We start from the raw sequence: 23,239 nt of genomic DNA, 5'->3' as shown, positions 1-23,239 counted from the left end.
GATGCGGGCCGCGTTGCGCTTTCTCAAGCGCACGAAGACGCGTAACCGGCCCGACCGGATGAACCCGCACTTCACCGAGCACGTGATGGGCGGCCACGTGAAGCCGGGCATGCCCAAGGGGTCGGGCTACCACTACCGGCCCGGCGGTGAGGACTTCCCCGACCGGCGGATCAAGCCGGGCACGACCCAGCGTGACACCCGCACCGGCGTCTACACCGCTGAACCCGAGTTCTTCGACCCCACACTGGACCCGCCGAACGGAAGGTGGAAGGCCAAGGCGGGCAACGGCGGCGTCAGCACGTTCTTCCCCGACCACTGGACTCCGGCACAGGTCGACAACGCCATCCCCGCAGCCTTCCAGAATGCCGTTCCGGCCGGCCCGAACAAGTGGCGCGGGACGTACAAGGGGGTAACGATCGAAGGCTTCTACAATTCGTCCGGCGGGTTCACCCACGGATGGCCTGTCTTCCCGACGGCAGGAGGTGGTCACCCGTGAGCTTCATGCGGTTCGCATACGATCAGTTCGGACTCCCGGTCTTTCAGGCCGGCGACAAGCGCTTCGACGCGCTGGGCTCATGGCTCACCACCGACATCTCCACCCATGCCCTGGTCGCCCTGGACGCGTTGGCCATGCTGGCGGACGTGGCTCAGGGCCGGCCGCCGTTCGAGGAGTGGAGCAGCGATAACTACGAGGTGACCTTCGAGCCGGGGGGCGTCTCCATCAGCAACCAGTGGGTCGACAGCGAGCACGGCCGGTACCCGCTCCCGGAGTTCCGAGAGGCGCTGGAACAGTACTGGGCGTTCCTGCGCAACAGCCCCGACAATCCGCACGTGGTGCGGGAGTTCCACCCCGACCTGCCGCATTGGGAAGCGGCGTTGCTGCGCTGGGAGGAGAAGTGGGGCCGGCCGCACCCGGACCGGGGACGGTTGTTCTGAGCAGGCAGGTCGGGACGGCTCGGCCGCTGCCGTGAGTCCGCTCGCGTTCTCCGACGACGAGTTCCGGTTACCGCTCTATCACGCGGACGACGCACGGTACGAGGCGTTGGGAGCGTGGTTGATCACCGAGATATCGGTCTCCTTCAACGCCTGCCTTGCCGCGTTGGCCCTGGTCGACGACGCGTCGAACGGCGGGGTTCCCGGCGAGGAGTGGGACAGCGAAGGTTTCGACGTCCAGGTGGACGGCTGTCGCATCAGGTTCCAGAACCAGGTGCTCAAGTCCCAGCACGGCGAGTATTCCGTTCCGGAGGTTCGCGATGCGGTCGAGCGGTACTGGGGCTTCCTGGTCGACAGGCCGGAGCGCGCCGACCTGATCCGCGAATATCGCCCGGATCTTCCCTGGTGGCAGGCGGAACTGCTCCAGTGGGAGGAGAAGTGGGGCCGGCCGCATCCGTACCGTGGGCGGTTGTTCTGATCGACACCGGTCAGCCCGGCCGGACTGCGCTGTCGTCGGCCAGGCGCGCCGCGCGTACCTCAAGATGACGCCGCTCCGGCAGGCTCGTGGTGGCCCGCGCGGCGGCCAGGTAGGCGGCCCGCGCCTCCGCGCGGTCGCCGGCCATGTCGAGCAGGTGCGCGCGGACGGCGGTGAGCCGGTGGTGGCTCGAGGTCCGGCCGTCGGCGTCGAGCGTTGCCAGCAGCGCCAGCCCGGCACGCGGCCCGTCCACCATGGCCACCGCGACCGCCTGGTTGAGCGTGACCATCGGGTTCGGCGCGACCCGGGCCAGCACCCGGTAGAGCGCGACGATCTGCCGCCAGTCGGTGTCCCCGGCGGTGGGCGCCTCCGCGTGGACAGCGGCGATCGCCGCCTGCACCTGGTACGCGCCGGGCGCCGACCAGGTGAGCGCTTCGGTCACCAGCGCCACCCCCTCCGCGACGGCGTCCCGGTCCCAGCGGGTGCGGTCCTGCTCGGCCAGCGGCACCAGTTCGCCGTCCGGCCCGGTACGGGCGGCCCGGTGCGCGTCGGTGAGCAGCATCAGTGCCAGCAACCCGGCCACCTCGCCGTCGTCCGGGAGCAGCCGGCGCAGCTCCCGGGTCAGCCGGATCGCCTCGGCGGTCAGCTCGGCCCGGTGCAGCGCCTCGCCGCTGGAGGCGGTGTAACCCTCGTTGAAGATCAGGTAGAGCACGCGCAGCACGGCGGCGAGCCGATCGTCGCGGTCGGCCGGTGACGGCAGCGTGAAGCGGGCGCCGGCCGCCTCGATCCGCTGCTTCGCACGGCGGATCCGCTGGCTCATCGTCGCCTCCGGCACCAGGTACGCGCGGGCGATCTCGGCGGTGCTCAGTCCACCCACGGCGCGCAGCGTGAGCGCCACCTGCCCGCTCACCGGCAACGCCGGATGACAGCAGAGGAACAGCAGCCGCAACGTGTCGTCGGCGCCCGGCGGGTCCTCGTCGGCGGGTGGGGCGACAGTGGCGTACGCCGGCTGCCGCACCGCCACCGCCACCTCGCGTTCCCGGCGGGCGTGCTCGCTGCGCCACTCGTCGGTGAGCCGACGCGTGGCGACGGTGACCAGCCAGGAGCGGGGACGGTCGGGCAGGCCCTGTGCCGGCCACTGCACGGCGGCGGCGAGCAGCGCCTCCTGGACGGCGTCCTCACAGGCGTAGAACTGGCCGTGGCGGCGGACGAGCACGCCGAGGACCTGCGGCGCGAGCGTACGCAGCAGGTCCTCGACCGCAGGTGCCGTCACATCTCCGTCCCTGCCTGATCCATCACCGCGCGCACCTCCAGCACGCCGAAGCCGTGCCGTACGTCCGGCCAGCGCGCGGCGATCTCGGCGGCTCGTTCCGGGGTCTCGCAGTCGACGGTCAGATAGCCGGCGAACTGCTCCTTGCTCTCCATGAACGGCCCGTCGGTGATCTCGACGCCACCGGCGGCCGGGCGGGCCGTGCGGGTCTGCGAGGGGTGGGCCAGCGCCTCGCCGCCGACCAGCTCGCCGGACTCGGTCAGCTCCTTCATGATCTCGTCGACCTCACCGAAGATCGCGGTGCGTTCCGCCTCGGTCAGCTCCTCCACGAAGCCGGGCCGGTTCCAGATCAGCAGCATGTACTTCACTGTGCACTCCTCGGGTGGGGGCCACCGGCGGTGGCGCCTCGCAGACGGGTCGGAGCCGCTCCGCCCGATCCGACATCATCCCCCGGGAGAAGTTCAGCGGCCGCCACGCAGCGGACGGCGTGCCGGGCGGTCGGGGTCGAGCGAGGCGCGGTCCGCCGCGCTGGTGCCGGAGACCCAGCCCTGCTCGTCGCGCACCTGGAGCCGGTGCCGGGTGGTGCCGGGAAAGAGCTGGTCGACCCGCTCCCGGACGGCGTCCGAGCGGGCCGCGAGCACCGGCAGCAGCCGGTCGTCGTCGAGTTCGTCCGCCGCCGCCGCGCTCGCCTCCCGCAGCCGGTCGCCGATGCGCAGCGCGAACGCGTTGAGGAACGACTCGTCGTAACCCTTGGTGCGCCGCCCGCCGGCCCGGCCGCGTTCGCCCCGGCCGCGCAGCATCGCGGCGGTGGCCTGCACGAGCAGCGAGGTGTGCAGCAGCTCGACCGCCGCCAGGTCGGCCGGGAAGCCGAGCACTGTGGCGAAACCCAGGTCGTCGGACCAGACCGACTCGCACCGGTTCGCCGCCGCCACCTCCTGGATGAGCAGCGCCTTCGCGGCCGCGTACGGGGCGTCGACGCCGATCCGCACCCCGCCCGGGGCGCCGGACCGCTCGGCCCCGGCGTCGAGCAGCGCCGCGTCGATGCTGTGCCGGGCCATCAGCTCCTGCGCCTTGGCGGTGAACGCCTCCGCCTCGGCCGGGTAGCCGGTCGACTCGGCCTTGGCGAGCAGCGCGCGTACCCGGTCGAGCATCCGGGAACCGCTCGGTGTCGCGGCGGCGAGTGCGGTGCCGGCCGAGCCGGGTGGCGGCCGGAGCGCCGCGATCGGCGGCAGACCCGCCACCAGCACGACCGCGTCGACCGCGTCCCGCAGCGCGGTGATCCGGTCACCGTCGGCGCGCCGGTCCAGCCAGCCCGCGTCGTCGTCCCAGCGGGCGCCGGTCTCGGCGAGCTGCTCGTCGAACCAGGCCGGTACCGGGGCGGGCAGTGTGCGCCGCTGCGCGGCCATCGCGTCGCGCAGCAGCCGGGCGCCGCGTGGGGTGAGCCGCCGGATGGCGAGCCGGTCCAGGTCGGCGGGCTGCCAGCCACGCGGCCAGAGCCGGCCGACGTCCCGCGTCAGCCGGGCGAGCAGCGCCGCGTCCACCGCCGCGCCGTCGGCCACCACGAGCCCGTCGAGGGCTCGCTCGGCAGCGCGTACGTCGGTGCCGCGCGTGGTCGCGACGGCGGCGTCGAGCAGTCGCTCGGCTGGTGACACGGGTGGCTCTCCCTGGACTCCGACAGGCGGCAGGTCGCCCACCCCGGCACCGACGGTACCCGGCCCACCAGTTCAACCGTCCGGGCCCGCCATCCGTACCCTTGCCCGGAGCGGGCGGCGCGACGGATGGAGATCGACGTGGGTGGGCACGGGCGAGGGCTGCACCGGCGGCGCAGGTCGCGATCAGGGCGGATCCTGGCGGTGGCCCTGGTCGGTGCCGTGCTCGCCACCGGCGGGTACGCCGCGCGGCACCCGGACCTGCTGGGCCGCACCGAGGCGCCGACCGTGTCGGCGGCGGCGAGCGCGCCCGCGCCGGACGCCCGCCGCTCGCCGACTGTCGCGCCGGTCCCGGCGGCCGGCCGGGTGGCCCCCGCCATCGTCTACCCGGCCCGGGGCGCGGGCACGTTCCGCACCGCAGGCACGGCCGGCGCGATCGCCGGGCGCTCCGGTGAGCTGCTGCGTTACCGGGTCGCTGTCGAGGACGGCATCCGGAACGTGGACGTGGAACGCTTCGCCCGGGACGTCGCGGCCACCCTCGCCGACCGCCGGGGCTGGACCGGCGACGGCCGGTGGCGGCTGCAACGGGTGGGCCGCGACGACGCGGCCGACTTCACTGTGCTGCTCACCACGCCGGTGACCCGGGGGCGGCTCTGCGACGACCCGAGCGACCGCTACACGTCCTGCCGCAACGGCGACCAGGTCGTGATCAACGTGGCCCGCTGGGTGTACGGGGTGCCGCACGTGACCGATCTCGACCTCTACCGGCACTACCTGCTCAACCACGAGGTCGGTCACCGGCTGGGCCGCGGCCACGAGCGCTGCCCCCGGGGCGGCGGACCGGCGCCGGTCATGGTGCAGCAGACGCTCGGCCTGCACGGCTGCACCCCGAACGCGTGGCCGCTGGTGGGCGGCGAACCGCTGGCCGGGCCGCCCGGCCAGTACGACGACCCGATCCCGGCCGGGGATCACTGAGCCGGCCGGGCCGTCACCGGGAGAACGAGGCCCAGATGTTCTTGGTCTTGTCGGTGCCGTACCAGCCCACGTCGAGCGAGACCGACTGGGCCAGGAACAGGCCCCGCCCGCCCGAGTCCGTCGGACTGATGTCGGTCAGCTCCGGCACCGAGCTCACGTCGTGGTCGGCCACGTCGAGCAGGAACCGGTCGTCGGTGGCGAGCAACGTGACGATGGTGGGCGGGCGGCCGTGCCGCAGCGCGTTGCTGGCCAGCTCGGTGGCGACGAGCACCACCAGATGCGGCACCTCGTCCAGGTGCTCGCCCTGCACCAGCCCGTGCCGGTTCAGCGCGTCGCGCAGCGAGGCGCGCAGCTCACGGAGATCCTCGGGACTGTCGAGCACCCACTGCTCCAGCTCAGTGGCCTGTGGCGGCGGCGGCGAGGTGCGCAACTGTCCCATGATCTGGCTTTACCCTGCGTAGCCGTTCGTTAAGCAGGTCAGCGCCGCAGAAGCGCGAAGACGCCCCACCCCATGTGTTCACGCTGGAAGCGGACGTAGCGCAGCGGGTCGTCGGTCAGCTCCCGCCGCAGTTCCGGGGCCAGTTCGTCGTCCGGGTTGGCGTCCAGCCAGCGGCGCAGGTTCAGCCAGTGCGCGGCGGCGTACCGGTCCCAGCTGTCCTGGTCGGCGAGGACCATCTCGACCAGGTCCCAGCCGCACTCGCCGAACGACTCGACCAGGCCGGGCAGGTCGCGGAACTCGTCGCGGGACCGGGCGTGCGAGCCGGTGACCGTCTCGTCGTCCGGCGGGTCGCGCCGCCAGTAGGGCTCGCCGACGAGCGCCATGCCGCCGGGCCGCAACGCGCGGCCGAGCAGCTCCAGCGTGCCCGGCACGCCGCCGCCGATCCAGGTCGCGCCGACGCAGGCGGCCACGTCGACCTGCCGCTCCGGGGTGTACGCCCCGGCGTCGCCGTGCACGAAACGTACCCGGTCGGCCACGCCCAGTTCGGCGGCGCGTTCCCGGGCGGCGGCGGTGAAGACGGTGCTGATGTCGACCCCGGTGCCGGTGATCCCGTGGTCGCGGGCCCACGTGCAGAGCAGTTCACCCTTGCCGCTGCACAGGTCGAGCAGGTCGTCGCCGGGCCGCAGCCGGATCGCGCGGCCCAGCGTGGCCAGCTTGACCTCGTCGAACGGGTTGAGGACGCGCAGGTCGCCCTCGCGGATGGTGAACTGGCGCGGCAGGTCCGGTGAGGTCATCCGGGCAGCGTGCCGCCGTACGGCGGGCAGCGGCAACCGACTTGCGTCTGGGCCGTTGCAGGTCTCCTGGGGTACGGTCACGGCATGGTGGTCGAGGAACACTGGTGGAACGGCGTCAGCAACCCTCGCGGACGGCGTGACGTCTACATCCGCACTGACGGAAGCCAGTGGCAGGTCCAGGCGCAGATCGGTGGGGCATCCGGCCGATCCAAGATCCAGCAGTGCCCGAGCCGCGGCTCGGCGAGCATCCTCGCCGGCGCGTGGCGTGCGAGCGGTTCCGGCTGGCGGGCGATGCCGCGCTGACCGCACGCTCAGTCACGAGGGCCGTGCACGGCGCGGTCGACGAGTGACTCGGCGACCTCCCGCAGCTTGCGGTTGGAGTCCTGCGAAACCCGGGCCAGGATGGCGAACGCCTCGTCGGCCGAGCAGCGCCGCTGCCCCATGATGATGCCCTTCGCCTGCTCGATCACGGCCCGGCTCTGCATCGCCTCCTGCATCTGCTGCGCCAACGTCGCCGTGCTCTCGTAGAGGTGGACGTTCGCGAGCGCGATGGCGGCGTACCCGGCCAGCGTCTGCGCGAGATCGACCTGCTGGTCCAGGACGCCGGGGGACGCGCCGTAGATGTTGAGCGCGCCGACCATCGCCTCCTGGATGGGCAGGCCGATCGACAGCGAGCTGGCCGCGCCCGCCTCGTGCGCCCGGGCCGCCCACTCCGGCCAGCGGCTCTCCGCCGCCATGTCCGGCACCAGCATCGCCGCGCCGGTGGTGGCCGCGTCCAGGCACGGGCCGCGGCCCTGCGCGTACTGCCACTCGTCGAGCGTCAGCGCCAGCTCACCGGTGTACGCGGCGGTGTGCGCCTCCGTGCCCTGCACCAGGGTGACCGAGACTTCGGCGGTACCGGGCAGGGTGTCCTTCGCGACCTGGGCGATGGTCGACAACACCACGTCGAGGTCGACTTCGTCGTACTTGATCCGACCGAGTCTGATCAAGGCAGCGGCGAGGTCGGGGTGGGCCTGCGGCATGAGCGGTGACGTCCTTGTGGGAAGCGGCGGGGATCGGCCCGTGGTGACGGGCCAGCGCCCCGATTCCGGCATGGATCGGGACCGGCGCCGCTTCTTGACGCACGTTGGTGACGCCCCGGACGGGACGTCGGCTACCCGGACAACTCTACGACCCGGAGCGGGTGGGTACGACGGGACGTGCCGACCGATCGCCGGCGGCCGGTAGCGCCGGTCGATCGACGACCTCGAACGCGGCGAGCGTGCCGGTGACGGCGAGGACGCGACGGGCCACCGGGGAGGGCCGGTACAGGACCAGCCGCCGGCCGTTTTCGGTGAGCACCCGCCGCGCCAGCACCAGCGCGCTGATGCCGTACGCGCCGAAGAAGGTGACCTCCGACAGGTCGATCACCACGAGCGGGGCGGACGCCGCGACGGCGGTCCGCACGAGTTCGGTGAGCAGGTGCGCGTTGCTGAGGTCCACCTCGCCGGCCACCGCGATCCGGGTCACGTCCGCCCCTATGTCGCAGCTCAGCCACATGATCGGCTCGTCCGGCCGGAACGCTCCGGACGCCGTGGGAACCTGATGACAGCCGAAGACCGGCCGTTCGCCCGACATGTCACCTCCGACCTCGGCGTTTCGAGGACGCCCCCGGCGAGACGCGCGGCGAGCGGGAGGGCACATGTCTTGACCCGTTACCAACATACGTCGGCCGGGTGGAGCACGCAGCGTGGGACGCGTTCCGATCCGGCCGTCCCGGGTACCGTCAGCGGAACGGACCGATGCCGACGATCTCCGCCAGGAGAGGATCCCCGCATGGAAGCCCCCCGTATCGACCCCGGTGAAGCGCTCGCGGAGCTGAGCCGGATCCGGCTCGACGAGGTGGCACTCGACGACGTCCTGGCGCGCGTCGCCGACCTGGCGAACCGGGCGGTCCCGGGCAGCGCCGAGGTCTCCGTCTCCCTGGTGCAGGCCGGCGCGAACCGGGCCATCGCCTACACCAGCGACCTGGCCCGCAGCCTCGACGAGTGGCAGTACGCGCACGACGACGGCCCCTGCCTGGACGCCTCGGTCAGCGCGGTGAGCCTCTGCCTGCCCGACCTGGCCGACGAGCCGCGCTGGCCGGGCTGGGCCGCACGGGCCCGCGCGGCGGGGGTGTGGAGCTCGCTGTCGATCGGGCTGCCGATCCAGGAGGCGGTCACCGGAGCGCTGAACATCCACGGCAGCGTCCCGCACGCCTTCGACAAGGCGTCGATCGAGCTGGCGGAGGAGTTCGCCGCGTACGCGGCGGTCGCGCTCGCCAACGCCCACCTCTACGACAGCACCGCGACGCTGGCGCGGCAGATGCGGGAGGCGATGCGCAGCCGGGCCGTGATCGAGCAGGCGAAGGGCATCATCATGGGCCAGCGGCGCTGCACGGCCGAGGAGGCGTTCACGCTGTTGGCGAAGCTCTCCCAGGACTCCAACCGCAAGCTGCGCGAGGTGGCCGAGGCGCTCGTCTCCCGCGCCGCCGCCCGCTGACTCACGCCTCACCGCTCGCCGGGTTCCGCCACCTCCGGGGGATCGCCGCCGCGTCCGACCCGGTGGCCGGGATCACCGGCTCCGGAGGCGGCGTGAAAAGCGCGTCAAGAAACCGCGCTCGCGCGTGATGGTCCCGTCAAAGCCCCTGTCCGTACCGCAGGACCTGGCGTTGTGATTGGCCGGCGCGGCCGGGAGGCGGTCGCGAGGACATCTTCCGCTAGGAGAGATCAGCCGTGTCTGACGTGCTGTTCGTGATGCTGACGGTGGGGCTGTTCGCGGCTCTCGCCCTCGTGGTGAGGGGCGTGGAGAAGCTGTGAGCGCCGTCAACGCCGTCGGCCTGGTGCTGGCGATCGGGCTGGGCGTGTTCCTGGTCGTCGCACTGCTGTTCCCGGAGCGCTTCTGATGAGCACGACGACAGCCGGCGTGCTCTTCGTCCTGTCGCTGGTGGTGGCGCTCGTCGCCGTGCACCGGCCGTTCGGCGACCACATGCACCGGGTGGTCGCCGGAACCCGGTCGTCCCGGATGGAGCGGGGGATCTACCGCCTGGTCGGGGTCAACCCGGCCGCCGAGCAGACCTGGGGCGTGTACGCCCGCTCGGTGCTGGCCTTCTCGGCCGTGTCCCTGCTGTTCCTGTACGCGTTCCAGCGCCTGCAGAACCACCTGTGGCTCTCGCTGGGCTTCGACCCGGTGGTGCCGCACGGCGCCTGGAACACCGCCGTGTCGTTCGTGACGAACACGAACTGGCAGTGGTACTCGGGTGAGTCGACGATGGGCCACCTGGTGCAGATGGCCGGCCTGGCGGTGCAGAACTTCGTCTCGGCCGCCGTCGGCATCGCCGTCGCGGTGGCGCTGGTCCGGGGCTTCGCCCGCGGCCGCACCGGCGAGCTGGGCAACTTCTGGGTCGACCTGACCCGGGTCACGCTGCGGATCCTGCTGCCGATCGCGGTGCTCGGCGCGCTCGCGCTGATGCTCGGCGGCGTGGTGCAGAACCTCTCCGGCGGCACCGACGTCACCACGCTGACCGGCGGCACCCAGACGATCACCGGCGGGCCGGTGGCGAGCCAGGAGGTCATCAAGGAGCTGGGCACCAACGGCGGCGGCTTCTACAACGCCAACAGCGCCCATCCGTTCGAGAACCCGACCGCGTGGACGAACTGGCTGGAGATCTTCCTGATCCTGGTGATCCCGTTCAGCCTGCCCCGGGTCTTCGGCCGGATGGTCGGGCAGAAGCGGCAGGGCTATGCCATTGCGGCCGTGATGGCGATCCTCGCGCTCGCCAGCATCGCCCTCACCAACGTGTTCGAGCTGGCCGGCCACGGCACGGTGCCGCAGGCGGTCGGCGCGGCGCTGGAGGGCAAGGAGGTGCGCTTCGACGTGTCGAACTCGGCCACGTTCGCGGCGGCCACCACGCTCACCTCGACCGGCGCCGTCAACTCGTTCCACGACTCGTACACCGCGTTGGGCGGCATGATGACGCTCGGGAACATGATGCTCGGCGAGGTCGCCCCCGGCGGTGTCGGCGCGGGCCTGTACGGGCTCCTGATCCTCGCGGTGATCACGGTGTTCGTGGCCGGCCTGATGGTCGGGCGCACGCCGGAATACCTGGGCAAGAAGATCGGCTCACGCGAGATCAAGTTCGCCTCGGTGTACTTCCTGATCACCCCGGCGCTGGTGCTCTGCGGCACCGCCGCCGCGTTCGCCACCGGCAACGCCTCGACAGCGCTCAACGTCGGGCCGCACGGGCTGTCCGAAGTGCTCTACGCGTTCACCTCGGCGAGCAACAACAACGGCTCCGCGTTCGCCGGCATCACAGTGAACACGCAGTGGTGGAACACCGCGCTCGGGCTGTGCATGCTGCTCGGCCGGTTCCTGCCGATCATCTTCGTGCTCGCGCTCGCCGGCTCGCTGGCCCGCCAGCAGCCCACACCCGCCTCCGAGGGCACCCTGCCGACCCACCGGCCGTTGTTCGTCGGCATGGTCGTCGGCGTCACTGTGGTCCTCGTCGCGCTCACCTTCCTTCCCGCACTCGCGCTCGGCCCGCTGGCCGAAGGGCTGTGACCACCATGAGAGACAAGGACATGACCGCACCTGTGCAGACCGCCGACGCGCCGGCCCTCGGCGAGACACCGGCCCCCGGCACGCCGGGCCGCCGGGTCGGCGGCGGGCTGCTCGACCCTCGCCAGTTGATCGCGTCGCTGCCGGACGCGCTGCGCAAACTCGACCCGCGCACGCTGTGGCGCAACCCGGTGATGCTGATCGTGGAGATCGGCGCGCTGTTCACCACTGTGCTCGCGGTGGCCGACCCGTCGGTCTTCGCGGTCTCGATCACCGTCTGGCTCTGGCTCACCGTGATCTTCGCGAACCTGGCCGAGGCGGTCGCCGAGGGACGCGGCAAGGCGCAGGCCGACACGCTGCGCCGGGCCAAGCAGGACACCGTCGCCACGCGACTCGTCGGCTGGACGCCGGGCGCCGCCGCGAACGCGTACCGGGACGAGGCGGTGCCCGCGCCGCAACTGCGGCAGGGCGACGTCGTCCTGGTCGAGGCCGGGCAGGTCATCCCGGGCGACGGCGACGTGGTCGAGGGCATCGCCAGCGTCGACGAGTCGGCGATCACCGGCGAGTCCGCCCCGGTGATCCGGGAGTCCGGCGGCGACCGCAGCGCGGTCACCGGGGGCACCCGGGTGCTCTCCGACCGGATCGTCGTCCGGATCACCCAGAAGCCGGGCGAGAGCTTCATCGACCGGATGATCGCGCTGGTCGAGGGCGCCAACCGGCAGAAGACGCCGAACGAGATCGCGTTGAACATCCTGCTGGCCGCGCTGACGATCATCTTCCTGCTCGCCGTCGTCACGCTCCAGCCCATGGCGATCTTCGCGAAGGGCTACCAGGCCGCGGCGCCTGACACCGCCGCGATCACCGACTCCGGCGTCACCGGCGTCGTACTCGTGTCGCTGCTTGTCTGTCTCATCCCGACCACCATCGGCGCGTTGCTGTCCGCGATCGGCATCGCCGGCATGGACCGGCTCGTGCAGCGCAACGTGCTGGCGATGAGCGGCCGGGCGGTCGAGGCGGCCGGCGACGTCAGCACGCTGCTGCTGGACAAGACCGGCACGATCACGCTCGGCAACCGGCAGGCCGCCGAGTTCCTGCCGGTGACCGGCGTGGACGCGGCCACGCTCGCCGACGCGGCGCAACTGTCCAGCCTGGCCGACGAGACCCCCGAGGGCCGCTCGGTGGTGGTGCTGGCGAAGAACGGGTACGGGCTGCGCGAGCGCGAGCCCGGCCTCATCCCGCACGCCACGTTCGTGCCGTTCACCGCGCAGACCCGGATGAGCGGCGTCGACCTGGACGCCGACGGCGGCGTCCGGCACGTCCGCAAGGGCGCCGCCGCCGCGGTGACGAAGTGGGTACGCGAGAACGGCGGCCACCCGACCGAGCAGGTGGGCGAACTGGTCGACGCGATCAGCGGCAGCGGCGGCACGCCGCTCGTGGTGGCCGAGCACACCGCCGGGGAACCGGCCCGGACGCTCGGCGTCATCCACCTCAAGGACGTGGTGAAGGCCGGGATGCGGGAGCGCTTCGACGAGATGCGCCGGATGGGCATCCGGACCGTGATGATCACCGGCGACAACCCGCGTACCGCGAAGGCGATCGCCGACGAGGCGGGCGTGGACGACTTCCTCGCCGAGGCCACGCCGGAGGACAAGCTCGCCCTGATCAAGAAGGAACAGGAGGGGGGCCGGCTCGTGGCGATGACCGGCGACGGCACGAACGACGCGCCCGCGCTGGCCCAGGCGGACGTCGGCGTCGCCATGAACACCGGCACGTCGGCCGCGAAGGAGGCCGGCAACATGGTCGACCTCGACTCCGACCCGACCAAGCTGATCGAGATCGTGGAGATCGGCAAGCAACTGCTGATCACCCGGGGCGCGCTGACGACGTTCAGCATCGCCAACGACATCGCGAAGTACTTCGCGATCATCCCGGCCATGTTCGCCGGCATCTACCCGTCGCTGGACCGGCTCAACATCATGCGCCTGGAAAGCCCCGAGTCGGCGATCCTCTCCGCAGTCGTCTTCAACGCGGTGGTCATCGTGGCGTTGATCCCGCTGGCGTTGCGCGGCGTGCGCTACCGCCCGGCCGGCGCCTCCACGTTGCTGCGCCGCAACCTCCTGCTCTACGGCCTCGGCGGCATCGTGGTGCCGTTCGCCGGCATCAAGCTCATCGACCTGCTCGTCCAGTTCGTCCCGGGGATCTCGTGATGCGCCTTCCCAGTTGGCTCTCCCAGCACCTGGCCGCCCTGCGCGCGGTGCTCGTCTTCACCGTGCTGCTCGGCCTGGTCTACCCGCTCTCCCTGGTCGCCGTGGGCCGGCTCCCCGGCCTCGACGGCAGGGCCGACGGCTCGCTGCGCACCGTCGGCGGACGGACCGTCGGCAGCTCGCTGATCGGCCAGTCGTTCACCGACGCGGACGGCAACCCCGTACCGCGCTACTTCCAGTCCCGCCCGTCGGCCGCCGGGGACGGCTACGACCCGACCTCGACGGCGGCGGGCAACCTCGGCCCGGTGAGCGTGGTGGACACGCTCACCGGCGACCCGGAGACCTCGGCGCAGAGCCTGCTCACCCAGGTCTGCGCCCGCAGCAAGGCGGTCGGGGAACTGGACGGCGTGGACGGGCGGCGCCCGTACTGCACGCCGGACGGGGTGGGCGCGGTGCTCGCCGTGTTCCGCGCCGACGGTCTCACCGGCCGGATCACCCGCGTGGTGAGCGTCAACCAGGCCGCATCCGCCACACCGTTCGTCGCCACGTGGCAGGGCGTGCCGGTGGAGGCGGCCCGGCCCGGCCACGACTACGTGGCCGAGGGCGGCATCGTCACACCGGTACGCGGGGACGGTCCGGCCCGGCCCTCCGTGCCGGCCGACGCGGTCACCGCCAGCGGCAGCGGCCTCGACCCGCACATCTCCCCGGCGTACGCGGAGATCCAGGTGGCCCGGGTGGCGCGGGAGCGCGGCGCGGACCCGGCTGCGGTACGGCGGCTGGTCGCCGAGCACACCACCGGCCGGGCGCTGGGCTTCATGGGCGAGCCCGGTGTGAACGTGCTGGAACTCAACCTCGCGCTGGACGAGGCGTTCCCGGCGCGCTGACGGAGGCGTTAAGAAGGGCCCCCTTCACCTCGCGAGGCGTTAACAGGGGGCCCTTCCTTGCACTCGGGGAGGATGGGGGAGTGGGCAGGGGTGAACTGCGGATCTATCTCGGGGCCGCCCCGGGCGTCGGCAAGACGTACGCGATGCTGGAGGAGGCCCAGCGCCGGGCCGAGCGCGGCACCGACGTGGTGATCGGCCTGGTCGAGACGCACGGCCGCCGGCACACCGCCGAGATGATCGGCGACCTGGAGACGGTGCCGCGCCGGTCGACGACCTACCGGGGCGTCGAGTTCACCGAGATGGACCTGGACGCGGTGCTGGCCCGGCGGCCCGAGGTCGTGGTGGTGGACGAACTGGCCCACACGAACGTGCCCGGCTCCCGTCACGACAAGCGCTGGCAGGACGTGCGGGCGTTGCTCGACGCCGGGATCAGCGTGCTCTCCACCGTCAACGTGCAGCACCTGGAGTCGCTGAACGACGTGGTCGCGCAGATCACCGGCACCACCCAGCGGGAGACCGTGCCGGACCAGGTGGTCCGGGCCGCCGAGCAGGTCGAGCTGGTGGACATGACGCCGGAGGCGCTGCGCCGCCGGATGGCGCACGGCAACATCTACCGGCCCGACAGGATCGACGCCGCGCTGGGCAACTACTTCCGGGTCGGCAACCTCACCGCGCTGCGCGAACTGGCGCTGCTGTGGCTGGCCGACAAGGTCGACGAACAGCTCGACGCGTACCGCGCCCAGCAGGGCATCTCCGACACCTGGGAGGCGCGGGAACGGGTGGTCGTCGCGCTGACCGGCGGCCCGGAGGGCGAGACGCTGATCCGCCGGGCCGCCCGGATCGCCGCCCGCAGCAAGGGCGCCGACCTGCTCGCCGTGCACGTCGCGCGCAGCGACGGGCTGGCCGGCGCCGACCCGGCCCAGCTGGCCCGGCAGCGGGTGCTGGTGGAGAGTTTGGGCGGCACGTACCACCAGGTGCTCGGCACCGACATCCCGGCGGCGCTGCTCGACTTCGCCCGGGGTGTCAACGCCACCCAGCTCGTGCTCGGCGCGAGCCGCCGGGGCCGGTTCGCGCAGGTGTTCGCGCGGGGCGTGGGGGTGACCACCACCGCGCTGTCCGGCCCGATCGACGTGCACCTGGTCACCCACCCGCAGGCGGGGCGCGGGCGCCGGGGCACGGCGGTGCCCGCCGCGCTGTCCCGGCGGCGACGGCTGATCGGGTACGCGCTCGCGCTGCTCGGCATGCCGGCGCTCACGCTGCTGCTGCGGACGCTGCCCGATCTCACCCTGACCAACGACATCCTGCTGTTCCTCGCCGGTGTGGTGGGCGTGGCGCTGGTCGGCGGGCTGTGGCCGGCGCTGGTCGCCGCGCTCGGCGGCTCGCTGCTGCTCAACTGGTTCTTCACCCCGCCGTACCGGACGCTCACCATCGCCGAGGCGGACAACCTGCTCGCCCTGGGTGTGTTCGTCGGCGTCGCCATCGCGGTGAGCTGGGTGGTTGACGTGGCGGCCCGGCGTACCCGGGAGGCGGCCCGGGCCTCCGCCGACGCGCAGACGCTGGCCACCGTCGCGGGCAGCGTGCTGCGCGGCGAGCGGCCGTTGCCCGCGCTGCTGGACCGGCTGCGGGAGACGTTCGGGCTGCGCGCGGTGAGCGTGCTGGAGCTGACCGACGAGGGCGGGGGCCGCCCGGCGCGTGCCCGGGAGGCGGACGCCTGGCGGGTGGTGGCGAGCGTCGGCGACCGGCCGCCTGGCAGCCCGAGCGCGGGGGAGACGGTGGTGCCTGTGGACGACCGGCTCAGCGTGGTGCTCGCCGGGCGGCGGCTGGAGGCGGCCGACCGGCGGGTGGTCGAGGCGTTCGCCGCGCAGGCCGCCGTCGCGCTGCGCCAGGAACGGCTGGCCGAGGAGGCCGCCACCGCCCGCCCGCTGGCCGCCGCCGACCGGATGCGGACCGCGCTGCTCGCGGCGGTCAGTCACGACCTGCGTACGCCACTGGCATCCGCCAAGGCGGCGGTGAGCAGCCTGCGCAGTCACGACGTCGAGTTCGACGCGGACGACCGGGAGGAACTGCTCGCCACCGCCGACGAGTCGCTGGACCGGCTGGGCCGGCTGGTGGCGAACCTGCTCGACATGAGCCGGTTGCAGGCCGGCGCGCTGGGCGTGCGCGCCACAGCGATCGGGCTGGAGGACGCCGTACCCCTGGCGCTCGACGAACTGGGTGCGGCGGCGGCCGAGGTGACCACGGACATCCCGGCCGACCTGCCGGCGGCGCTGGCCGACCCGGGCCTGCTGGAGCGGGTGCTCGTCAACATCGTGGCGAACGCGCTGCGGCACAGCCCGCCCGGGCGGCCGCCGGCGATCACCGGCAGCGCGCACGCCGGACAGGTCGAGCTGCGGGTGATCGACACCGGGCCGGGCATCCCGGCGGACCAGTGGGAGCACGTCTTCCTGCCGTTCCAGCGCCTCGGCGACCGGGACAACCAGACCGGGGTGGGTCTGGGGCTGGCGCTGTCCCGGGGACTGGCCGAGGCGATGGGTGGCAGCATCACCCCGGAGACCACGCCCGGTGGCGGTCTCACCATGGTGCTGCGGCTGCCGGCCGCCAGCCAGCCGGAGGGGCAGCGGGAATGACCCGGATCCTGGTCGTCGACGACGAGCCGCAGATCCTGCGCGCCCTGCGGATCAACCTGCGCGCCCGGGGCTACGACGTGCAGGTGGCCGACAGCGGCGCCGCCGCGCTCAAGGCCGCCGCCGGGCACCCGCCGGACCTGGTGGTGCTCGACCTCGGCCTGCCCGACCTGGACGGCACCGAGGTCATCCGGGGCCTGCGCGGCTGGACCGGTGTGCCGATCATCGTGCTCTCCGGCCGGGCCGGCAGCGAGGACAAGGTGGCCGCGCTCGACGCGGGCGCCGACGACTACGTGACGAAGCCGTTCGGGGTGGACGAACTGCTGGCCCGCATCCGCGCGGTGACCCGGCGGCTCGCCCCCGCCTCGCCCGCCGTGCCCGCGCTGCGGATCGGCCGCCACACCGTCGACCTGGCCGACCGGACCGTCACCCGGGACGACGGCGTCGAGGTCAAGCTCACCCCCACCCAGTGGGCGATGCTGGAGAAGCTGCTGCGCAACCCGGGCAAGCTGGTCAGCCAGCGCCAGTTGCTGCACGACGTGTGGGGACCGGAGTACCACCACGAGACGAACTACCTGCGGCAGTACATGGCCCAGCTGCGGCGCAAGCTGGAGGACGACCCGGCCCGGCCCCGGCACCTGATCACCGAGCCGGGCATGGGCTACCGCTACCGCCCCTGACGTTTGCGCGGGCGCCGGCGGGGGATTCGGCGAGCCGGTCGGGCGGCGGGGGAGGGGCATGGCGGACAACCGGTCCTCGGAGGGGTTCGGCCGGCAACTGGACGAGCACGCCATCGACGCCGGCGTGGCCGAACCGGAGCGCCCCGACGGGCTGGTCGACAGCGGCGTCTACGTCGGCGGCGTACGCCGGGCGTCGCCGGTCAGCCTCGCCGACACGTTCCGCTGCCTGCAACAGCTCGACGACGCGATGGCCTGGATCGGGCTGCGCCGGCCGGGCCGGGAGGAGGTGGCCACGCTGGCCGCCGAGTTCCAGCTCCCCGACCTGGCCGTCGAGGACGCGATCAACGCCCACCAGCGTCCCAAGCTGGAACGCTACGGCGACACCCTGTTCGTGGTGCTGCGCGCCGCCCGCTACCTGGACGCGCGGGACGCGGTCGAGTTCGCCGAGCTGCACCTGTTCCTCGGCCCCGGTTTCGTGATCACCGTGCGGCACGGCGGCACGCCCGACCTGGCCGGCGTACGGCGGCGGCTGGAGGCCGAGCCGGAGGTGCTCGCGCTCGGCCCGGAAGCCGTGCTCTACGCCGTGCTGGACCGGGTGGTGGACGGCTACGCGCCGGTGGTGGCCGGGCTGGAGAACGACATCGACGAGATCGAGACCGAGGTGTTCGGCGGCGACCCGAACGCCAGCCGCCGCATCTACGAGCTGAGCCGCGAGGTGATCCAGTTCCAGCGGGCCGCCCGGCCGCTGCTGAAGGTCGTGGACGAGCTCACACACGGCTTCGACAGGTACGGCACGGACGAGGAACTGCGCCGCCGGCTGCGTGACGTGGCCGACCACCTGACCCAGGTGGTGGAGCGGGTGGACGGGTTCCGGCATCTGCTCCAGAACATCCTCACCGTCAACGCCACGCTGGTGTCGCAGGCGCAGAACGAGGAGATGCGCAGCCTGACCGCGGCGAGCTTCGAGCAGAACGAGGAGATCAAACGGGTCTCCGCGTGGGCGGCGATCCTGTTCGCGCCGACCCTGATCGGCACCGTCTACGGGATGAACTTCACCCACATGCCGGAGCTGGGCTGGCGGTACGGCTACCTGTTCGCGATCGTCCTGATGCTCGCCGTCTGCGGCGCGCTCTATCTGCTGTTCAAGCGCCGCGGCTGGCTGTGAGCCGGGCCGGGCCGGAGCACCGGTCATCGGTGATCCACTAAAGTGTCCGGGTGGCTACCCCCTGTCGTTCGCGTGTCCTCCGGCCTCGGTGCTCCGGAGCGGAACGCTGATCGGGGACACGGTTCCGGCGCCGCGCGGCGGACGCCGGACCAGCGACGGAAGACGAGGGCTGGCCGGCCACTGTGCCCGGCTCGTCGCGTCCCGGCCGTTCGAGGTGGCCATCGTGGTGCTCATCATGGCCAACGGGATCGTGCTGGGCATCGAGACGTACCCGAACCTCGGCGCCGCCGAGCCGGTGCTGCGGTGGACGGAGTGGACGTTCCGGGCGATCTTCGTCGTGGAGATCACCATCCGGGTGCTCGCGTACGGCCGCCGCCCGCAGGACTTCTTCCGGCACGGCTGGAACGTCTTCGACCTGCTGGTCACCGCGGCCATCTTCATCCCGGGCCTGCGCGGCGACTCGGCGGTGCTGCGGTTCATCCGGGTCGCCCGCGTCCTGCGTCTGGTCCGCTTCTCACCCGGTCTGCGGACCATCGTCAACGCGCTGTGGCGCAGCCTGCCCGGCGTCGCGGCCTTCCTCGCGCTCGCCGCCGTCACGCTCTACGTGTACGGCATGGCGGGCTGGCTGATCTTCGGTGACCGTTACCCCGAGCAGTACGGCGACATCGGCCGCTCGCTCGTCACGCTGTTCGTGCTGCTGTCCCTGGAGACGCTGCCGGACCTGCTGGAACAGGGTCTGGAGGTGTCGCCGTGGACGCTGCTCTACTACGTCAGCTTCGTCATGATCGCGGTGAACCTCCTGCTGAACATCCTCATCGCCGTCATCGTCAACTCGATGGAGGAGGCGCGCCGGCTGGAGATGACCGAAGGGCTGGCCCCGGACTACGACGAAGACGGCGACGGGATCCCGGACGAGGTGGACCGGATCGCGATCAGCCAGCGCCTGGACGACCTCCGCATGGTGATCGCCGAGCTGGAACGGGAACTGCGCATCGACCGGGAGGAGCCGCCGGGCGCTGCCCGCCGCCGCCAACACTCGGACCACTGATCAGTGGCGGTCATGACAGTTCCGTGACGAAAGCGGCTTCCGGGTTTGGTCGAGTGGTTGATCTGGGCAACCAGCCAGTCGCCAACACATCCGAGGGAAGGACGGCTCTCGTGGAGGTCACGGGTTTCTTCACCGCGCTCATCATCGGTCTCATCATCGGTGCGCTCGGGCGCCTGGTGGTACCGGGCAAGCAGAACATCCCGATCTGGCTGACCCTGCTCATCGGTGTGGTCGCCGCGATCGTCGGCACCCTGGTGGCCGGCGCGTTCGGTGTCGACGACACCGCCGGCATCGACTGGATCGAGCTGGCGCTCCAGGTCGGCTTCGCCGCCATCGGCGTCGCCATCTTCGCCGGCGCCTACGGCCGCCGTCGCCTCTGAGACCGAAGGAAGGGCCCCTTCTTAACGCATTCCGCATAAGAAGGGGCCCTTCTTAACGCGTGCGCGGCTACTCCCGCCAGCCGGTCAGCTCGACGCCCTTCGCCAGTTCCACCCGGAAGCCCAGGACGATCTCGCCGCTCTCGCCGGGCGCCAGCGACAGCCGCCAGGTCAGCTCGCCCAGCTCCGTACGCTCGGCCGGCGGCGGCGTCAGCGTGGTCTCGCGTACCACCACCGCCTCGTCCCGGGACACGGGTAGCTGATCGCGCACCTCGACCGTGGCCGCCCGGGGCGTGTGGTTCGCCACCGTGATCCGGTACTCCACCTCCCGCCGCCGCGTCGACCCGAGCGTGGCCCTGCTCTCGGTGCGCCGGGACAGCTTCCGCTCCACCCGCAGCCGGTCGTCCACCCCGAGCGCCAGCTCGGTCTCCTCGCCCGGCGCCCACGTCGTCAGCCGCGTCGCCGCCACGAAGTCCGCGCCGTGGAACACCGACGCCCGGCCGGGCAGCAGCGTGTGCTCCGACGTGTTGCGTACCGTCGCCCGCAGGTGCGCCTCGGCGGCGCGCACCGGCACGGTCACGTGGTCCAGCCGGGCCGGCAGCTCCAGCACCGCGATGGTGACCCGGTGCGTGCCGCCGTCGGCGGGCACCGCCACCGGCCGGGCGGGCCGGTAGGTAGCCGCCGTCACTCCCTGCTCGGCCTCGGCGACGCTCTCCCGCACCGCGGGCCGGGGCGCCGCGGCCCGCGCCGTCTCCGGACGGCCCGCCGGCGCCGCGCCGGGCGCCGGCGGCGGCACCATGCCGCCGAACGACGCGGCCGACATGGCCATCGGCGGCTGCGGCCGGAGCCGGTCGAGATACCAGGGCGACAATTCGGGTACGCCGCTGGCCGCCGCCGGGCGGGCGGTGGAGAGCTGGAGCTCGCACTCCGGCCAGTCCTCCCCGGTGCCCTGGCTGACCAGCCCGAACCAGGTGACGGTCATGGTGTCCCCGACCAGCCGCAGGTCGTAGGAGGGCGTCCAGCGGGCGCCGTCCACCAGGTACGTCAGCTCCAGCTCCACCTCGGTGTCGTCCGCGTCCACCGAGACGGAGACGTCGGCCGCCAGCCGGTCCGGCTCCCGCTTGCCACGCGTCGCGTCCAGTTCCCGGTCGACAGCGGCCAGTTCCTCGGCCAGCTCGGTGCGCCGACGGGCCAGCCCGCGCCGCCGGGCGCGTGACTCGGCGAGCTGACCGGACACCGAGTCGGTGAAGGCCGCGACGTCGGCCGGGGCCGCGTCGCCGGCGGCCAGCGCCCGGGCGTACGTGCCACCCGCGCGCTCGGCCAGCCGGGTGAGGAACTCACCGCGCTGGTCCTCGATCGCGTCGGTGTCACCGACCTCGGCCAGCTCGTCGGCGAGTTCCCGGCGCCGCCGTTCCAGCTCGACGACCTGGGCGTCGGTGCTGCGCGCCCGCCGCCACGCGGTCACGTCCACCCCGAGCACCGTCACCGCGCCCCGGCCACCCACCCGGATCGAGTCCCGGCGCAGGCCCGGCGGGAGCGGGGCGACGCGTACCCGGTGGTCGCCGGCGGCCAGGCGGACGCCGCCGCGGCGGGTGACCCGGGCGCGGTCCGGGTAGACGGTCACGCCGACGACAGGCGCATCGATCTCCACAGTGTCCACCGCGGCGAGGGTAGTTCAGGCGCGCCCGTGCGGCGGCTACCGCAGGTGCAGCCGTTCGTCGACCGCGAGAGCCGCCAGTTCGCGCGCGGTGAACGGCAGCGGCGCGGCGGGCGTCTGCCTGTCGTACGAGCCCTGCGCGACGAAGACCACCACGCCGTCCGGGTGCCGGTAGGCGGCCCACTGGTCGAACCGGTCGTCCGCGCCGGGCCGGACCACCACGCCCACCGTCGCGTCGCCGACGGTCACCGGCTGGCACTCGCCACCCATGCGCCAGAACTCACGGGCCAGGGCGCACGGTTCGGCCGGCAGCCGGTTCCCAGGCGTGTGCACCTCGGTGAGCAGGCGTCCCTTCCACGTCCCCTTTGCCACGTCGACAGAGGCCATGTAGCTCCACACCTCGACGCCGTCGACCCGGCCGGTGAAGTCCGCCTGATGCGTCCCCGGCGTCTTCTCGCCGGTCCCGCCGGGCGTGGTCTTCTCGGCGGTGTAGCCGGCGGGCACCCCGGCGAGGAGCCGGTCGAGCAGCAGGGCGCCCTGGTCGTACCGGGTGCCCGCCCGTGCGGTGCGGTCCTCCTGCGGCAGGCCGTCGGGCCCGGTCGGCATCGGTTCGGCGCTTTTGTCCGCCGACGGCGGCGGGGCGGCCTGCGGCAGCGCGGCCGGTGGGCGACGATCGCCGCCGTCCGGGGTGGAGATGGCCACGACGCCCGCGACCGCGAGAACCGCCGTCGCCGACCCGGCGCACGCCCGGACGGCTCGCCGCCTGTTGCGAGCCCGCCGGGCGGTACGCAGCATGCCGTCGACGCTGAGTCGCGGTGCCGTGGCGACGCTGAGCATCTCGTCGCGAAGAGCCTCGCGCAGCTGTTCTCCGTTCATCGTTGCCCCTTCTCGCTCGGTGAGTGCACGGGTGACAGGAGACCGCGCAACGTGTCGAGGCCGCGGGCGGACTGGCTCTTCACCGTTCCCGGCGAGCAGTCCAGCAGCGCCGCCACCTCGTCGATCGGCAGGTCCTCCCAGTAGCGGAGGACCAGGACGGCCCGCTGCCGGGGCGGTACGGCGGCGAGCGCCTGGAGCATCACGAGCCGGTCCTCGTGCGGACTCGCCGGCATCGGCGAATCGGCGTCGGGCGTGCCCACCCGTTCCCGCCGCCACCAGCCCCGCCGCCGTTCGTCGAGGAAGGACCGGACGATGATCTGGCGCAGGTAGGAGTCGAGCACCTCGTGCCGGGCGATCCGGTCCCAGGCCAGGTACAGCTTGGTGAACCCGGTCTGGACCAGATCCTCCGCGCGCGGTGCCAGTCACCGCAGAGCAAGTACGCGGTGGCGCGCATGGCGTGGTGCCTCGCCGAGAAGTACTCGGCGAACGCCGTGTCGCGATCACTCATTCGGACCTCCGATCAGATTCGGGATAGTCACGTCGGTTGTGGCGCCCGAGGTTGCTCGGAAGGCGGAACAATTCGATACGTGACCGGCACCGGCGTGTCCTGCGCC

At 72.7% G+C, this 23,239-nt stretch carries 25 protein-coding genes; 15 read left to right on the top strand and 10 right to left on the bottom strand.

What is annotated here, in order from left to right; all coding sequences use genetic code 11:
• Window position 1: 1 nt before the first annotated feature.
• From AB0C17_RS18640 to AB0C17_RS18630, 3 genes are read left to right on the top strand one after another with little or no spacing between them, the layout of a single operon-like run.
• Window positions 2–496 (top strand): EndoU domain-containing protein, encoded by a 495-nt coding sequence (locus tag AB0C17_RS18640; RefSeq protein ID WP_357479546.1) that lies wholly within the window; start codon window positions 2–4, stop codon window positions 494–496.
• Between the two features lie 5 nt (window positions 497–501).
• Entirely contained in the window at window positions 502–936 is a 435-nt protein-coding gene (locus AB0C17_RS18635) for a hypothetical protein (protein ID WP_357383566.1), read from the top strand.
• Window positions 937–967: 31 nt separating this feature from the next.
• Window positions 968–1,411: a hypothetical protein gene (locus tag AB0C17_RS18630; protein WP_357479544.1), complete on the top strand. Its 444-nt coding sequence runs from the start codon at window positions 968–970 to the stop codon at window positions 1,409–1,411.
• Between the two features lie 10 nt (window positions 1,412–1,421).
• On the opposite strand, the gene AB0C17_RS18625 is transcribed toward AB0C17_RS18630, so the two are convergent.
• The 3 genes from AB0C17_RS18625 to AB0C17_RS18615 all read right to left on the bottom strand — a co-directional run bounded on the left by AB0C17_RS18625 (window position 1,422) and on the right by AB0C17_RS18615 (window position 4,330).
• Complete coding sequence (locus AB0C17_RS18625) at window positions 1,422–2,681, bottom strand: sigma-70 family RNA polymerase sigma factor (protein WP_357479541.1); 1,260 nt, start codon at window positions 2,679–2,681, stop codon at window positions 1,422–1,424.
• Window positions 2,678–3,037, bottom strand: a complete 360-nt coding sequence (locus AB0C17_RS18620; protein ID WP_357383568.1) for a YciI family protein — start codon at window positions 3,035–3,037, stop codon at window positions 2,678–2,680. Before AB0C17_RS18620 ends, AB0C17_RS18625 begins: the two co-directional genes overlap by 4 nt.
• 102 nt (window positions 3,038–3,139) lie before the next feature.
• Complete coding sequence (locus AB0C17_RS18615; protein ID WP_357383295.1) at window positions 3,140–4,330, bottom strand: DUF2786 domain-containing protein; 1,191 nt, start codon at window positions 4,328–4,330, stop codon at window positions 3,140–3,142.
• A gap of 126 nt (window positions 4,331–4,456) precedes the next feature.
• On the opposite strand from AB0C17_RS18615, the gene AB0C17_RS18610 reads away from it, so the two are divergent.
• Window positions 4,457–5,302, top strand: coding sequence for a DUF3152 domain-containing protein (locus tag AB0C17_RS18610; protein ID WP_357383297.1), 846 nt, complete (start codon window positions 4,457–4,459; stop codon window positions 5,300–5,302).
• Between the two features lie 13 nt (window positions 5,303–5,315).
• Here the strand turns inward: AB0C17_RS18610 and AB0C17_RS18605 are convergent, their stop codons facing one another.
• Both AB0C17_RS18605 and AB0C17_RS18600 read right to left on the bottom strand, forming a co-directional pair.
• Window positions 5,316–5,741 (bottom strand): ATP-binding protein, encoded by a 426-nt coding sequence (locus AB0C17_RS18605; protein ID WP_357383299.1) that lies wholly within the window; start codon window positions 5,739–5,741, stop codon window positions 5,316–5,318.
• A 38-nt stretch (window positions 5,742–5,779) separates the two neighbouring features.
• Complete coding sequence (locus AB0C17_RS18600; RefSeq protein ID WP_357383301.1) at window positions 5,780–6,535, bottom strand: class I SAM-dependent methyltransferase; 756 nt, start codon at window positions 6,533–6,535, stop codon at window positions 5,780–5,782.
• A gap of 84 nt (window positions 6,536–6,619) precedes the next feature.
• Here AB0C17_RS18600 and AB0C17_RS18595 point away from each other — a divergent pair, with 84 nt between their 5' ends.
• Entirely contained in the window at window positions 6,620–6,838 is a 219-nt protein-coding gene (locus AB0C17_RS18595) for a hypothetical protein (protein ID WP_026267975.1), read from the top strand.
• 8 nt (window positions 6,839–6,846) lie between these two features.
• Here the strand turns inward: AB0C17_RS18595 and AB0C17_RS18590 are convergent, their stop codons facing one another.
• Both AB0C17_RS18590 and AB0C17_RS18585 read right to left on the bottom strand, forming a co-directional pair.
• Window positions 6,847–7,557 (bottom strand): GAF and ANTAR domain-containing protein, encoded by a 711-nt coding sequence (locus tag AB0C17_RS18590; RefSeq protein ID WP_357383303.1) that lies wholly within the window; start codon window positions 7,555–7,557, stop codon window positions 6,847–6,849.
• 145 nt (window positions 7,558–7,702) lie between these two features.
• The gene (locus AB0C17_RS18585; protein ID WP_357383305.1) at window positions 7,703–8,152 is read right to left on the bottom strand and encodes an STAS domain-containing protein; all 450 of its coding nucleotides are present in this window, start codon (window positions 8,150–8,152) and stop codon (window positions 7,703–7,705) included.
• A gap of 198 nt (window positions 8,153–8,350) precedes the next feature.
• Between AB0C17_RS18585 and AB0C17_RS18580 the strand changes: the two genes are divergently transcribed.
• The 10 genes from AB0C17_RS18580 to AB0C17_RS18535 all read left to right on the top strand — a co-directional run bounded on the left by AB0C17_RS18580 (window position 8,351) and on the right by AB0C17_RS18535 (window position 20,095).
• A complete protein-coding gene (locus tag AB0C17_RS18580; RefSeq protein WP_357383307.1) occupies window positions 8,351–9,055 on the top strand; it encodes a GAF and ANTAR domain-containing protein in 705 nt (234 codons plus the stop codon).
• A gap of 313 nt (window positions 9,056–9,368) precedes the next feature.
• On the top strand, window positions 9,369–9,458 hold the full coding sequence (gene kdpF / locus AB0C17_RS18575) for a K(+)-transporting ATPase subunit F (protein ID WP_036343797.1): 90 nt from the start codon (window positions 9,369–9,371) through the stop codon (window positions 9,456–9,458).
• Window positions 9,458–11,113 carry a potassium-transporting ATPase subunit KdpA gene (gene kdpA / locus AB0C17_RS18570; protein ID WP_357383309.1) on the top strand — a complete coding sequence of 552 codons (1,656 nt, stop codon included), beginning with the start codon at window positions 9,458–9,460 and terminating at the stop codon, window positions 11,111–11,113. Before kdpF ends, kdpA begins: the two co-directional genes overlap by 1 nt.
• Before the next feature lie 20 nt (window positions 11,114–11,133).
• Window positions 11,134–13,317 carry a potassium-transporting ATPase subunit KdpB gene (kdpB, locus tag AB0C17_RS18565; RefSeq protein WP_357383311.1) on the top strand — a complete coding sequence of 728 codons (2,184 nt, stop codon included), beginning with the start codon at window positions 11,134–11,136 and terminating at the stop codon, window positions 13,315–13,317.
• Complete coding sequence (locus AB0C17_RS18560) at window positions 13,317–14,198, top strand: potassium-transporting ATPase subunit C (RefSeq protein ID WP_357479538.1); 882 nt, start codon at window positions 13,317–13,319, stop codon at window positions 14,196–14,198. Before kdpB ends, AB0C17_RS18560 begins: the two co-directional genes overlap by 1 nt.
• Window positions 14,199–14,278: 80 nt before the next feature.
• Window positions 14,279–16,825, top strand: coding sequence for a DUF4118 domain-containing protein (locus AB0C17_RS18555; RefSeq protein ID WP_357383315.1), 2,547 nt, complete (start codon window positions 14,279–14,281; stop codon window positions 16,823–16,825).
• Window positions 16,822–17,502: a response regulator gene (locus AB0C17_RS18550; protein ID WP_357383317.1), complete on the top strand. Its 681-nt coding sequence runs from the start codon at window positions 16,822–16,824 to the stop codon at window positions 17,500–17,502. Before AB0C17_RS18555 ends, AB0C17_RS18550 begins: the two co-directional genes overlap by 4 nt.
• A gap of 58 nt (window positions 17,503–17,560) precedes the next feature.
• On the top strand, window positions 17,561–18,667 hold the full coding sequence (locus tag AB0C17_RS18545) for a magnesium and cobalt transport protein CorA (RefSeq protein WP_357383319.1): 1,107 nt from the start codon (window positions 17,561–17,563) through the stop codon (window positions 18,665–18,667).
• 88 nt (window positions 18,668–18,755) lie between these two features.
• Window positions 18,756–19,715, top strand: coding sequence for an ion transporter (locus AB0C17_RS18540; RefSeq protein WP_357383321.1), 960 nt, complete (start codon window positions 18,756–18,758; stop codon window positions 19,713–19,715).
• A gap of 110 nt (window positions 19,716–19,825) precedes the next feature.
• The gene (locus tag AB0C17_RS18535; protein ID WP_357383323.1) at window positions 19,826–20,095 is read left to right on the top strand and encodes a GlsB/YeaQ/YmgE family stress response membrane protein; all 270 of its coding nucleotides are present in this window, start codon (window positions 19,826–19,828) and stop codon (window positions 20,093–20,095) included.
• Window positions 20,096–20,162: 67 nt separating this feature from the next.
• Here AB0C17_RS18535 and AB0C17_RS18530 read toward each other — a convergent pair whose 3' ends face one another.
• The 3 genes from AB0C17_RS18530 to AB0C17_RS18520 are packed head-to-tail and all read right to left on the bottom strand — an operon-like array spanning window position 20,163 to window position 22,981.
• Window positions 20,163–21,752, bottom strand: a complete 1,590-nt coding sequence (locus AB0C17_RS18530; RefSeq protein WP_357479535.1) for a DUF4139 domain-containing protein — start codon at window positions 21,750–21,752, stop codon at window positions 20,163–20,165.
• A 36-nt stretch (window positions 21,753–21,788) separates the two neighbouring features.
• Window positions 21,789–22,625, bottom strand: a complete 837-nt coding sequence (locus tag AB0C17_RS18525; RefSeq protein ID WP_357479532.1) for a hypothetical protein — start codon at window positions 22,623–22,625, stop codon at window positions 21,789–21,791.
• Window positions 22,622–22,981, bottom strand: a complete 360-nt coding sequence (locus AB0C17_RS18520; protein WP_357479626.1) for a sigma-70 family RNA polymerase sigma factor — start codon at window positions 22,979–22,981, stop codon at window positions 22,622–22,624. Before AB0C17_RS18520 ends, AB0C17_RS18525 begins: the two co-directional genes overlap by 4 nt.
• Window positions 22,982–23,239 lie beyond the last annotated feature (258 nt).

The organism is Micromonospora sp. NPDC048887 (assembly GCF_040649715.1).
GTDB lineage: Bacteria > Actinomycetota > Actinomycetes > Mycobacteriales > Micromonosporaceae > Micromonospora.
The sequence above is the reverse complement of the archived record's forward strand: the minus strand, read 5'-3'. Positions and strand labels throughout refer to the sequence as shown.

What these genes read in the sequence shown, in the direction of transcription:
- AB0C17_RS18640 (WP_357479546.1), top strand. Translation starts at nt 2, where the DNA reads ATGCGGGCCGCGTTGCGCTTTCTCAAGCGCACGAAGACGCGTAACCGG.
- AB0C17_RS18635 (WP_357383566.1), top strand. Translation starts at nt 502, where the DNA reads ATGCGGTTCGCATACGATCAGTTCGGACTCCCGGTCTTTCAGGCCGGC.
- AB0C17_RS18620 (WP_357383568.1), bottom strand. Translation starts at nt 3,037, where the DNA reads ATGCTGCTGATCTGGAACCGGCCCGGCTTCGTGGAGGAGCTGACCGAG.
- AB0C17_RS18610 (WP_357383297.1), top strand. Translation starts at nt 4,457, where the DNA reads ATGGAGATCGACGTGGGTGGGCACGGGCGAGGGCTGCACCGGCGGCGC.
- AB0C17_RS18605 (WP_357383299.1), bottom strand. Translation starts at nt 5,741, where the DNA reads ATGGGACAGTTGCGCACCTCGCCGCCGCCGCCACAGGCCACTGAGCTG.
- AB0C17_RS18600 (WP_357383301.1), bottom strand. Translation starts at nt 6,535, where the DNA reads ATGACCTCACCGGACCTGCCGCGCCAGTTCACCATCCGCGAGGGCGAC.
- AB0C17_RS18595 (WP_026267975.1), top strand. Translation starts at nt 6,620, where the DNA reads ATGGTGGTCGAGGAACACTGGTGGAACGGCGTCAGCAACCCTCGCGGA.
- AB0C17_RS18590 (WP_357383303.1), bottom strand. Translation starts at nt 7,557, where the DNA reads ATGCCGCAGGCCCACCCCGACCTCGCCGCTGCCTTGATCAGACTCGGT.
- AB0C17_RS18585 (WP_357383305.1), bottom strand. Translation starts at nt 8,152, where the DNA reads ATGTCGGGCGAACGGCCGGTCTTCGGCTGTCATCAGGTTCCCACGGCG.
- AB0C17_RS18580 (WP_357383307.1), top strand. Translation starts at nt 8,351, where the DNA reads ATGGAAGCCCCCCGTATCGACCCCGGTGAAGCGCTCGCGGAGCTGAGC.
- kdpA (WP_357383309.1), top strand. Translation starts at nt 9,458, where the DNA reads ATGAGCACGACGACAGCCGGCGTGCTCTTCGTCCTGTCGCTGGTGGTG.
- kdpB (WP_357383311.1), top strand. Translation starts at nt 11,134, where the DNA reads ATGACCGCACCTGTGCAGACCGCCGACGCGCCGGCCCTCGGCGAGACA.
- AB0C17_RS18560 (WP_357479538.1), top strand. Translation starts at nt 13,317, where the DNA reads ATGCGCCTTCCCAGTTGGCTCTCCCAGCACCTGGCCGCCCTGCGCGCG.
- AB0C17_RS18550 (WP_357383317.1), top strand. Translation starts at nt 16,822, where the DNA reads ATGACCCGGATCCTGGTCGTCGACGACGAGCCGCAGATCCTGCGCGCC.
- AB0C17_RS18545 (WP_357383319.1), top strand. Translation starts at nt 17,561, where the DNA reads ATGGCGGACAACCGGTCCTCGGAGGGGTTCGGCCGGCAACTGGACGAG.
- AB0C17_RS18525 (WP_357479532.1), bottom strand. Translation starts at nt 22,625, where the DNA reads ATGAACGGAGAACAGCTGCGCGAGGCTCTTCGCGACGAGATGCTCAGC.